The 11,017-nt window shown below is 71.2% G+C and carries 10 protein-coding genes; 9 read left to right on the top strand and 1 reads right to left on the bottom strand.

Annotation, left to right across the window (positions count from 1 at the left end; all coding sequences use genetic code 11):
- Positions 1–14 precede the first annotated feature (14 nt).
- From VGB75_07940 to ffh, 7 genes are all read left to right on the top strand, one after another.
- On the top strand, positions 15–1,061 hold the full coding sequence (locus VGB75_07940) for a phosphotransferase family protein (protein ID HEY0166957.1): 1,047 nt from the start codon (positions 15–17) through the stop codon (positions 1,059–1,061).
- Positions 1,062–2,318: an acyl-CoA dehydrogenase family protein gene (locus tag VGB75_07935; protein HEY0166956.1), complete on the top strand. Its 1,257-nt coding sequence runs from the start codon at positions 1,062–1,064 to the stop codon at positions 2,316–2,318.
- A 103-nt stretch (positions 2,319–2,421) separates the two neighbouring features.
- Entirely contained in the window at positions 2,422–2,559 is a 138-nt protein-coding gene (locus VGB75_07930; GenBank protein HEY0166955.1) for a hypothetical protein, read from the top strand.
- A complete protein-coding gene (locus VGB75_07925; protein ID HEY0166954.1) occupies positions 2,556–3,602 on the top strand; it encodes an LLM class F420-dependent oxidoreductase in 1,047 nt (348 codons plus the stop codon). Before VGB75_07930 ends, VGB75_07925 begins: the two co-directional genes overlap by 4 nt.
- Complete coding sequence (locus VGB75_07920; GenBank protein HEY0166953.1) at positions 3,599–4,465, top strand: SDR family oxidoreductase; 867 nt, start codon at positions 3,599–3,601, stop codon at positions 4,463–4,465. The genes VGB75_07925 and VGB75_07920 overlap by 4 nt, the downstream gene beginning before the upstream one ends.
- A gap of 109 nt (positions 4,466–4,574) precedes the next feature.
- Positions 4,575–5,330: a 3-oxoacyl-ACP reductase FabG gene (gene fabG, locus VGB75_07915; protein ID HEY0166952.1), complete on the top strand. Its 756-nt coding sequence runs from the start codon at positions 4,575–4,577 to the stop codon at positions 5,328–5,330.
- 104 nt (positions 5,331–5,434) lie between these two features.
- On the top strand, positions 5,435–6,982 hold the full coding sequence (gene ffh, locus VGB75_07910; protein ID HEY0166951.1) for a signal recognition particle protein: 1,548 nt from the start codon (positions 5,435–5,437) through the stop codon (positions 6,980–6,982).
- Positions 6,983–7,099: 117 nt separating this feature from the next.
- Here the strand turns inward: ffh and VGB75_07905 are convergent, their stop codons facing one another.
- The gene (locus VGB75_07905; protein ID HEY0166950.1) at positions 7,100–8,077 is read right to left on the bottom strand and encodes an EAL domain-containing protein; all 978 of its coding nucleotides are present in this window, start codon (positions 8,075–8,077) and stop codon (positions 7,100–7,102) included.
- Positions 8,078–8,341: 264 nt separating this feature from the next.
- Between VGB75_07905 and VGB75_07900 the strand changes: the two genes are divergently transcribed.
- Together VGB75_07900 and VGB75_07895 are read left to right on the top strand one after the other, a co-directional pair.
- On the top strand, positions 8,342–9,943 hold the full coding sequence (locus tag VGB75_07900; protein ID HEY0166949.1) for a helicase HerA-like domain-containing protein: 1,602 nt from the start codon (positions 8,342–8,344) through the stop codon (positions 9,941–9,943).
- The gene (locus VGB75_07895; protein HEY0166948.1) at positions 9,940–11,013 is read left to right on the top strand and encodes an amidohydrolase family protein; all 1,074 of its coding nucleotides are present in this window, start codon (positions 9,940–9,942) and stop codon (positions 11,011–11,013) included. The genes VGB75_07900 and VGB75_07895 overlap by 4 nt, the downstream gene beginning before the upstream one ends.
- The last annotated feature ends 4 nt before the right edge of the window (positions 11,014–11,017 follow it).

Here is an 11,017-nt window from a genome sequence, read left to right as displayed (position 1 = left end):
TTTAGAGTGGCTGGGTGAGCAACCACCCCAGCCCGCCGGACGGGCCGCCCGGGCTGAGCCTGTCCCAGCTGACGGGTTGGTTCGACGCCACCCTGCCCGGCCTGCGAGCCGGTGAGCTCAGCGCCGAGCCGATCGTGGGTGGCCGGTCCAACCTGACCTACCGGCTCACCGACGGCACGTCGCAGTGGGCGCTGCGCCGGCCGCCCATGGGCCACGTGCTGCCCACCGCGCACGACATGGCGCGGGAGTTCACCGTGATCTCGGCGCTGCACGGCTCCGCGGTGCCGGTGCCCGAGCCGATCGCGCTGTGCGCCGACCGCGAGGTGCTGGGGGAGCCGTTCTACCTGATGTCCTTCATCGACGGGGTGGTGATCGATGACCCCGGCCTGCTGCCGAGCCCGGCGGCGGCCAGGCGCAGCACCGAGGCGCTGGTGGACACCCTGCTCGCGCTGCACCAGATCGAGCCGACGGCGGTCGGGCTGACCGAGTTCGGCCGTGCCGAGGGTTTCCTGCGACGCCAGGTGGCCCGCTGGCATAAGCAGTTTCAGGCCTCGGTTCCCGAAGGCAGCGCGCTGGAGGCCGACGTGGTCCAGAGCCTGAGCGCGCAGCTGCCCACCTCCTCGCGGGCCGGCATCGTGCACGGTGACTACCGGCTCACCAACGTCCTGTTCGAACGGGACTTCACCGACGGCCGCGCCGTCATCCAGGCGGTGGTGGACTGGGAGATGGCGACGCTGGGCGATCCGCTGACCGATGTCGGCCTGCTCTACGTCTATCACGAGCAAGCCCGGGCCGCCGGCGGGGTGATGCCGGACTTCCCTAGTTCACAAGGGTTTCTCTCCGCCGATGAGATGGTGCGTCGCTACGCCCGGGCCAGCGGGATCGACGTCGGCGCCCTGGGCTGGTACATCGCCTTCGGTTACTTCAAGCTCGCCGTGATCGCGGCGGGCATCCATGCCCGCTTCGCACAGGGCAAGACCGTCGGCGAGGGTTTTGAGATCTTCGGCGCGCTGCGCGATTCCACTCTGGCCGCCGCCCACTCACAGCTCGGAGAGCTCTAGATGGACTTTCAGCACAGCGCCCGCTCGGTAGAACTGCAGGCCGCGCTGTCGGCCTTCCTGACCGAGGTCATCTATCCCGCCGAGGCGGAGTTTCACCAGCAGGAGCAACAGAATCGCCGCGCCGGCACGCCGTTTCGCACTCCGGCGATGATGACCGAGCTCAAAGCCGAGGCGCGCCGCCGCGGGCTGTGGAACCTGTTCCTGCCCGATGACCGGTACGGCGCCGGGCTGTCGGTGCTGGACTACGCGCCGCTGGCCGAGCTGTCGGGCCGGGCGCCGAGCCTGGCGCCGGAGGCGATGAACTGCTCGGCGCCCGACACCGGCAACATGGAGCTGCTGGCGATGTTCGGCACCCCGCGCCAGCACGAGCAGTGGCTCGCGCCGCTGCTGGCCGGCGAGATCCGATCCTGCTTCTCGATGACCGAGCCCGACGTGGCCTCCTCGGACGCGACCAACATCGCCACCCGGATCGTCCGCGACGGCGATTACTACGTCATCGACGGGCGAAAGTGGTGGTCTACCGGCGCGATGCGCGAAGAGTGCCGGCTCGCGATCGTGATGGGGGTGTCCGATCCGGACGCCGACCGGCATGCCCGGCACTCGATGATCCTGGTGCCGCTGGACACCCCCGGAGTCACCGTGCACCGCTCCACCACGGTGTACGGCTATGACGACGGCCCGCACGGCGGTCACGCCGACATCAGCTTCGACGGGGTGCGGGTGCCGGCCGACAACCTGCTCGGCCCGCAGGGCGGCGGGTTCGCGATGGCGCAGGCCCGGCTGGGTCCCGGTCGGATCCATCACTGCATGCGATCGCTGGGAATGGCCGAACGGGCGCTGGAGCTGATGACCCGCCGGGCCTGCGAGCGCGAGGCGTTCGGCGGGCCGCTGTCGGACCAGGGGGTGATTCGGGAGTGGATCGCCGAGTCCCGGCTGGCCATCGAGCAGGCCCGGTTGCTGGTGCTCAAGGCGGCTTGGCTGATCGACACCGTCGGCGTCAAGCAGGCCGCTGTCGAGATCGCCGCCATCAAGGTCGCCGCGCCCCGGGCGGCCTCCTACGTGCTGGACCGGGCGATCCAGGTCTTCGGCGCCGCCGGGGTGTCCGGTGACACCCCGCTGGCCGAGATGTGGGCAGGCCTGCGGACCCTGCACCTGGCCGACGGGCCGGACGAGGTGCACCTGCGCAGCCTGGCCAGGGTCGAGCTCAACCGGGCCCGGACGGCCGGCCCCGCTCCGCGGCCGGATGCGGCCAGCTGAGCGACCAGCTGAGCGGAGGCCTCCGGGCGAGTGGGGCAGATCCCGCCAGACGCGGTCCGCGCTCGCCGCGAGGTCTCAGTGACCTCGCGGTACGGTCTTGCGGGTGATCAACGAGCCGCCGGCCTGGCGCCGGCCCAACGGTGTGACGCAACCGGCGGACAACGCCGCCGAACTGGGCAGTCGCACGCCGCCGGCGCCTGAGCTGGCGCGGTTCTTCCCGTCCGAGGCGGGCCGGTCATGACCGGCAGCTGGGGACTGACCCTGCCGCTGCCCGGCCTGGACCTGGCCGCGCACGCCGAGCTGGTGCGAGCGCTGCCGGACTGGGGCTTCACCGACGCCTGGTCCTCGGAGACCGCCGGCGCCGACGCCTTCACCCCGCTGGCGCTGGCCGCGGCGTGGGAGCCCCGGCTGTACCTGGGCACCGCGATCGTGCCGGTGTTCACCCGTGGGCCGGCGCTGATCGCGCAGTCCGCGGCGACCCTGGCATCCCTGGCGCCGGGCCGGTTCAGCCTGGGGCTGGGCGCCTCAAGCCCGGTGATCGTCGAGCAGTGGAACGGCGTCGCCTTCGACCAGCCCTACCGCCGGACCCGTGACGTGCTGCGATTCGTCACCCGGGCGTTGAGCGGCGAGAAGGTCAGCGCCGACTTCGACACCTTCACCGTCTCGGGCTTCCGGCTGGAGCAGCCGCCGCCGATGCCGGTGCCCATCCTGCTCGCGGCGCTGCGCCCGCAGATGCTGGCGCTGGCAGGCCGAGAGGCCGACGGCGCGATCTTGAACTGGCTGGCCGCCACCGACGTCGACCGCTGCCGGACCGCTATCGCCAACCCGGCCAGCCGGGTCGTGGCGCGGATCTTCGTGTGCCCGACAGAGGACGCCGACTACGCGCGGAAGCTGGGCCGCCGACTGCTCGCGACCTACCTCAACGTGCCCGCCTACGCCGAGTTCCACCGGTGGCTGGGCCGCGGGCCCCGGCTGGAGCGGATGTGGCAGCTCTGGGAGGACGGCGACCGGGCCGGCGCGGCGCAGGCAGTGCCCGATGACGTGGTCGACGAGCTGGTGCTGCACGGCAGCCCGCGCAGCTGCCGTGACCAGGCGCTGCGCTACGTCGAGGCCGGCGTGCAGATCCCGGTGCTCGCGGTGCTGCCCACCCCTGAGGCGGCTGACCAGCAGGGCCTGGCCGCGGTGCTCGCCGAGCTCGGGCCGGCCAGGCTGGCGCAGTCGCCGGACGTGGCTAAGTCGGTGGCAGTCGCCGTGGAAAGCGGCGCCGCGGAGGGTGGCCGGTGAGGATCGCCGACGCGGTGATCGTGGTGACCGGCGCCGGCAGCGGCATCGGCGCGGGCCTGGCCCGGCGCTTCGTCGCCGAGGGCGCCCGCGCGGTGGTGCTGACCGACCGCGACCTCGCCGCTGCCGAAGCGGTCGCCGCCGAGCTGGGCAACCGGGCCTCGGCGGTCGGGCTGGACGTCACCGACGAGGCAGCGGTGGCCGCAGCGGTGGCCGACGTGCTGGTCGAGCACGGCCGGATCGACCTGTTCTGCTCCAACGCCGGCGTCGCGACCGGCGCCGGGCTCGAGGGCGGCGCCGGGCTCGAGGGCGGCGCTGAACCCAAAGGCGGCGCTGAACCCAAAGGCGGGGCGTCTGACGTCTGGCAGCGGGCCTGGGAGGTGCACGTGATGGCTCATGTGCACGCGGCCCGGGCGGTGCTGCCGGCCATGATCGCCGCCGGTGGCGGCTACCTGCTCAACACCTCCTCGGCCGCGGGCCTGCTCAGCGCGCCCGGCGACGCGCCCTACACCGCCAGCAAGCACGCCGCGGTGGGGCTGGCCGAATGGCTGGCCTACACCTACCGCGACCGCGGCATCCGGGTCAGCGTGCTGTGCCCTATGGGCGTGGACACCCCGCTGCTGATGGACGGCCTGGCCGCCGGGTCCCCGGCCGCGGCGGCGGTCGCCGCCTCCGGCCCGGTGATCGGCGTCGACGAGGTGGCCGACGCCGTCGTGGAAGCTGTGACCAACGAGGCATTCCTGGTCCTGCCGCATCCGCAGGTGGGTAAATTCTGGGCAACCAAGGCAGCCGACGTCGAAGGCTGGCTGACCAGCATGTCCCGGTTGGCCGGTCACAGCGGCGCCACAGCAGGTGATGGCGAGTGAGGATCGCAGCGAGCGCCAGCGAGTGAGGATCGCAGCGAGCGCCAGCGAGCGGGGATCAGAGCGAACGGGCGATGAGCGCTCGCGCGAAAGAGCAAGGGAAGGATTGAGCATGGCTGGAGTGCAGGATCGGGTGGCGCTGGTGACCGGGGGCGCGCAGGGCATCGGCGAGGCGATCGCGACCCGGCTGGCCGGCGACGGCGCCAGGGTCGCGGTGCTGGACCTCAACGCCGACGCCGCGGCGGCCACCGCCGAGCGGATCGGCCGCGGCGCCATCGGCATCGGCGCCGATGTCAGCAAGGCCGACCAGGTGCAGGCCGCGGTCGAGGCGGTGGTGGCCGAGTTCGGCGCCCTGCACATCCTGGTCAACAACGCCGGCGTCCTGCGCGACAACATGCTGTTCAAGATGTCGGAGGAGGACTGGGACACGGTGATGAACGTGCACCTCAAGGGCGCCTTCCTGTGCACCCGGGCGGCCCAGGCGCACATGGTCACCGCCAACTACGGCCGGATCATCAACATGTCCTCGACGTCGGCGCTGGGCAACCGCGGCCAGGCCAACTACGCCACCGCCAAGGCCGGCCTGCAGGGTTTCACCAAGACGCTGGCCATCGAGCTGGGCCAGTTCGGGGTGACGGTCAACGCCATCGCGCCCGGCTTCATCGAGACCGCCATGACCAAGGCCACCGCCGAACGGATCGGAACCGACATCGACACGATGCGTGCGGCGGTGGCGGCCTCGGTGCCGGTCCGTCGCGGCGGCGTGCCGGATGACATCGCCAACACCGCGGCGTTCTTCGCGGGCGAGGAGTCCGGCTACGTCACCGGCCAGGTCATCTACGTCGACGGCGGTCGCGGCCTGCTCTAGCGGCCAGGGCAGCCAGCGCTAGTGGGTCACGTAACCTGAAGCCCTAGGTTCCCCGGGCCAGTGGCGCCCGGCCTCCGCCGTACGAGCAGTCCGAGGGGTTTCGCGTGTTCGACACACTGTCTGATCGGCTGAACAAGGTCTTCACCGGCCTGCGAGGCAAGGGCCGGCTGTCCCAGGCCGACATCGACTCGGTGGCCCGTGAGATCCGGATCGCGCTGCTCGAGGCCGACGTCGCGCTGCCGGTGGTGCGCCAGTTCATCTCGGCGGTGAAGGAGCGGGCCGCCGGTGAGGAGGTCAGCCGGGCGCTCAACCCTGCCCAGCAGGTCATCCAGATCGTCAACGAAGAGCTGATCACGATCCTGGGCGGCCAGACCCGGCGGCTGCAGTACGCCAAGAACCCGCCGACGGTGATCATGCTGGCCGGCCTGCAGGGCGCCGGTAAGACCACCCTGGCCGGAAAGCTGGCCCGCCACCTCTCCGACCTGGGCCACGCCCCGGTGCTGGTGGCCTGTGACCTGCAGCGCCCCAACGCGGTCAACCAGCTGCAGGTGGTCGGTGAGCGAGCCGGGGTGGCGGTCTATGCGCCGCAGCCTGGTAACGGGGTGGGCGACCCGGTCTCGGTCGCCCGCGACTCGCTGGAATTCGCCCGGCGCTCCCAGCACGACATGGTCATCGTCGACACGGCCGGCCGGCTGGGCATCGACACCGAGCTGATGCGCCAGGCCGCCGACATCCGCGACGCGGTGCAGCCGCAGGAGATCCTGTTCGTGCTCGACGCCATGGTCGGCCAGGACGCGGTCAACACCGCCGAGGCTTTCCGCGACGGCGTCGGCTTCACCGGCGTAGTGCTCACCAAGCTCGACGGCGACGCCCGCGGTGGCGCGGCGCTGTCGGTGCGCTACGTGACCGGCCAGCCGATCATGTTCGCCTCCAACGGCGAGAAGCTCGAAGACTTCGACGTCTTCCACCCGGACCGGATGGCTTCCCGCATCCTGGGCATGGGCGACATGCTGACCCTGATCGAGCAGGCCCAGAAGACCTTTGACGCCGATGAAGCCGAGCGGATGGCTTCCAAGATCACCAGCGGCAACCAGTTCACGCTGGAGGACTTCCTCGAGCAGCTGCAGGCGATCCGGCGGATGGGCCCGATCGGCAACCTGCTGGGCATGTTGCCCGGCGCCGGTCAGATGAAGGAGGCGCTGGCCCAGGTCGATGACAAGGACCTGGACCGGACCGCGGCCATCATCCGGTCGATGACCCCGGCCGAGCGGGAGGACCCCAAGCTGATCAACGGCTCCCGCCGCCTGCGGATCGCCAACGGCTCGGGCGTCACCGTGAGCGAGGTCAACAGCCTGGTCGACCGGTTCTTCGAAGCCCGCAAGATGATGGCCAAGATGACCGGTGGCATGGGGATGCCCGGCGCCCGGCGGGCCAACAGCAACAAGAACAACCGCAAGAACAAGAAGGGCAAGAACAAGCAGGCCGGACGCGGCCCGAGCCAGCCCAGGATGCCGGCTGGATTGCCCGGGGGACTCCCCGGCGGGTTGCCGGGCGGCCTGGGAGCCAGCGGCTTCGGCTCAGGCGGGATCCCCGGGCTGCCGCCGGGCACCGAGCTGCCCGACATCTCCAAGTTCAAGTTCCCGAAGGCCTGACCCTGTCAGCGGTCGCTGCCCGGCCTTCTCGCCGGCTCAGCGGTCGCTGCCCGGCCTTCAGCGGTCGCCGACGGCGCGCCCGCCGGCTCAGCGGTCGCCGACGGCGCGCCTGCCCGCTCAGCGGTTGCTGGCGGTAGGAGCTGAGTTGCCCCAGTTCGACCAGTCGGCCGGGGCGCTGGTCGGCATGCCGGTGAGGTGGCCTTGCAGGGTGTCCACCCCGAGGCCGGCCAGGCAGGCCAGCTCGCTGGCCGTCTCGACCCCTTCGGCCACGACGGTGGCGCAGGAGCCGCGGGCGAAGGTCACCATCGCGCCCACCAGCGCGCTGCGGGCGGTGTCCTGGTCCACTCCCGAGACGATCGCCCGGTCGATCTTGATGATGTCCGGCGCGAGCGCGACGATGTGCCGGAATGAGGCATAACCGGCCCCGGCGTCATCCACCGCCAGCCGGATGCCGTGTTCGCGAAGCCGCATGCGGGCCTCGATCAGCGGCGCGTAGTCCTCGATCGAGGAGTGCTCGGTGACTTCGAGCACCAGCCGGTCAGGCCGGATCTGCGTCGAGCGGAGCACACCGAGCAGGGCGTTGCTGGCGAAGGTGGCCGGAGAGACGTTGACCGCGACGTAGACGTCCGGTGGCAGGCCGGCAGCGGCCTCAAGCGTGCTGCGCACCGCCAGCAGGTCCAGCTGCAGGGCGCGGTCCACCAGTTCGGCGTCACTGAACCACTGCCGCGGCGTGATCAGCGGGTCGCCGCCGAACCGGGCCAGCGCCTCGACGCCGACCACTCGCATGTCGTGGGCGTTGACCACGGGTTGAAAGGCGATGGTCAGGTCACCGGCGCGGATCACCTCGTCGATCCGCCGGAACAACTGGCGAAGCCGGCGCTGCTCGCCGAACTGGTGGGCCAGCACCTTCCAGAGCGCGAGGCATTGCAGCGGCAGCACCACCACAGCCAGCAGCGAGGCCCCGATCACGAGGCCGCCAGGGCCGTCGGACTGAGGGCCGCGGTCGATCAGCAGGACGAGGGGCCCGGTCACGACGATCAACAGGTCCAGGATCGTGATGGTGACGAGAAGACGCCACAATCGACGGTCCGGCATTCGCTCGCCCCCCGGTTCGGGCTTGGTCTGGAGTACCGCGTGGATGCTGTCTCGCGACGCCCGCGGCGTCGAGGTCCTGCAGCTGCAGCCTACCTGCACCCATTGCGCGGCAGTTGGAAACGGTGGTATCGCCTCAGGCTGCCTTGAGCCGGCTCGCACCGCTTCCGACGGCCCGTGGCCCGGGCTGTGGAGCAGCCGGAGCTAGGCTGCCTCAGTGACCATGACCGGTCGCCATCGTCGAAGTCCAGCGCCGGGGAGTGCCGCATGGTCGAGCCGCCAACCGAGACCGCAGCCGACATCGCCGCGGGGTACGCCTTCAGCGCAGCGGCGCTGGAGCTGGGGTCGGTGGTGCTGGACGGCGCGGCCTATCCCTCTCACCGGGTGCGCATTCCACTAAGCATGCTGACCAGGCACGGACTGATCGCCGGAGCGACCGGAACCGGCAAGACCAAGACCCTGCAGTTGTTGGCCGAGCAGCTCTCGGCCGCGGGTGTGCCGGTGGTGGCCGCCGACATCAAGGGCGACCTGTCCGGCCTGGCCAGCCCCGCTCAACCGGCCCAGCCCGGTGACCGGGTGTCCGCACGCGCCGGCGACACCGGCGACGACTGGCAGCCGACCGGTTTTCCGGTGGAGTTCCTGGCACTGGGCGGACTGGGCAGTGGGGTGCCGGTACGCGCCACCATGACGTCCTTCGGCCCGTTGCTGATGGCCAAGATCCTGGACTTGAACGAGACCCAGGAGTCTTCGTTGGCGCTGATCTTCCACTACGCCGACTCGGCCGGGCTGCCGCTGTTGGATCTGAAGGACCTGCGGGCGCTCATCCAGTACCTGACCTCGGAGGAGGGCCAGGACGCGCTGGCCGGCATCGGCGGCCTGAGCAAGGCCACCGCCGGGGTGATCCTGCGGTCGCTGATCACGTTGGAGAACAACGGCGGCGAGGCGTTCTTCGGTGAGCCAGAGTGGGAGCCCGCTGACCTGATCCGCACCGACGAGGCCGGCCGCGGCGTGATCTCGGCCCTGGAGCTGTCGGCGGTGCAGGACAAACCGCGGTTGTTCTCGACCTTCTTGATGTGGCTGCTGGCCGAGCTGTTCTCCGAGCTGCCCGAAGTGGGTGACCTCGACAAGCCGAAGCTGGTGTTCTTCTTCGACGAGGCGCACCTGCTGTTCAGCGACGCCTCCAAGGCCTTTCTGGAGCAGCTCACCCAGACCGTCCGGCTGATCCGGTCCAAGGGCATCGGGATCTTCTTCGTCACCCAGGTGCCGGCTGACGTGCCCGACAGCGTGCTGGGCCAACTGGGCAACCGGGTGCAGCACGCGCTACGCGCTTTCACCCCCGACGACGCCAGCGACCTGGCCAAGGCGGTGCGCACCTACCCCAAGACGGCTCACTACGAGCTGACCGAGCTGCTCACCCAGCTCGGGATCGGCGAGGCGGTGGTCACGGTGCTGTCCGAGCGGGGGGCCCCGACGCCGGTGGCCTGGACCCGGTTGCGGGCTCCGCGCTCGCTGATGGCCCAGCTGGACCCGGCCGATCAGGCTCAGGCGGTCGCCGGCTCGCCGCTGCTGGCCAAGTACGGCGCGTCGATCGATCGCGAGTCGGCGTATGAGAAGCTGGCCGCCCGATTGGAGCCGGACGAGCCTGCTGCCCAGCCAGAGGAGCCAGAAGCCGGCCAGAAGCCGGCCGGGCGCGCCGGGCCGGCCGACCGGACGCCGGCGGACTCCCCGCAGCCGGGCGCGGGCGGCGCGGTCGCTGACGTCCTCGGCTCGACGGCGTTCAAGTCCTTCGCGCGGTCGGCGGCCACGGTGCTCGGTCGCGAGATCACCCGGTCGTTGTTCGGCACCGCCAAGCGGCGGCGGCGCCGATGAGCGCGCTGCACCTGCGTGGGGTCTTCCTGCCGGAGGAGGAGCAGCGCGACGCCTGGATCATCGACGGCAGGCTGAGCTTCGAGCCGGTGTCCGGCGCCGAGACCATCGCCACCGGGGGCTGGATCCTGCCCGGTTTCGTCGACGCCCACTGCCATATCGGCGTCACCACCGACGGCTGGGTCGACCATGAGGGCCAGGTCGAGCAGGCGCTGTTGGACCGCGACGCCGGCGCCCTGCTGCTGCGCGACGCCGGCTCACCGGTGGACAACACCGGCGTGCAGCGCCGTCCCGACCTGCCGCGGCTGGTGCGGGCCGGGCGCCACATCGCCCGTCCCCGCCGCTACATCCGCGACCTCGGCGTCGAGGTCGAACCGCAGGACCTGGTGGCCGAGGTGGAGCACCAGGCAGCTCGGGGCGACGGCTGGATCAAGCTGGCCGCCGACTGGATCGACCGCTCGGTCGGGGACCTGGCGCCGACGTGGCCGGATGACGTGCTGGCGGCGGCTATCGCCCGCGCTCACGAGCTCGGCGTGCGGGTGGCCGCGCACACCTTCAGCGAACAGGCGTTGCCGGGGCTGATCAAGGCCGGCATCGACTCCATCGAGCACGGCACCGGGATCACCGCCGACCTGCTGGACGAGATCGCCCGCCGGGGGATCGCGGTGGTGCCGACGCTGATCAACATCGACACCTTTCCCGAGATCGCCAGCGCGGCGCAGGAGAAGTTTCCGGCCTACGCCGCGCACATGCGGGCGCTGCACCGCGATTCCCGGCAACGCATCCGTGACGCCTTCGAAGCCGGCGTGCCGATCTACACCGGAACCGACGCCGGTGGCTCGCTGCCGCACGGCCTGATCCGCGAGGAGATCACCGCTCTGGTGCAGGCCGGCATTCCGCAGGCCGACGTCATCGCCCAGGCATCGTGGCAAGGCAGGCAGTGGCTGGGATTCGCGGGTCTGACCGAGGGTGCGCCGGCCGACCTGGTGGTGTTCGACCGCGATCCGCGGACGGAGCTGGCCACCTTGTACGAGCCGCGCCGGATCGTGCTCGACGGCCGGGTCATCTGCTGAGGGG

Source organism: Jatrophihabitans sp. (genome assembly GCA_036399055.1).
GTDB lineage: Bacteria > Actinomycetota > Actinomycetes > Mycobacteriales > Jatrophihabitantaceae > Jatrophihabitans_A.
Note: the sequence above shows the minus strand (reverse complement) of the source record. Positions and strands in the feature narration are given on the sequence as shown.

Coding starts and splice junctions, on each gene's coding strand:
- VGB75_07925 (HEY0166954.1), top strand. CDS start 2,556: ATGACCGGCAGCTGGGGACTGACCCTGCCGCTGCCCGGCCTGGACCTG.
- VGB75_07895 (HEY0166948.1), top strand. CDS start 9,940: ATGAGCGCGCTGCACCTGCGTGGGGTCTTCCTGCCGGAGGAGGAGCAG.
- VGB75_07900 (HEY0166949.1), top strand. CDS start 8,342: ATGGTCGAGCCGCCAACCGAGACCGCAGCCGACATCGCCGCGGGGTAC.
- fabG (HEY0166952.1), top strand. CDS start 4,575: ATGGCTGGAGTGCAGGATCGGGTGGCGCTGGTGACCGGGGGCGCGCAG.
- VGB75_07905 (HEY0166950.1), bottom strand. CDS start 8,077: ATGCCGGACCGTCGATTGTGGCGTCTTCTCGTCACCATCACGATCCTG.
- VGB75_07935 (HEY0166956.1), top strand. CDS start 1,062: ATGGACTTTCAGCACAGCGCCCGCTCGGTAGAACTGCAGGCCGCGCTG.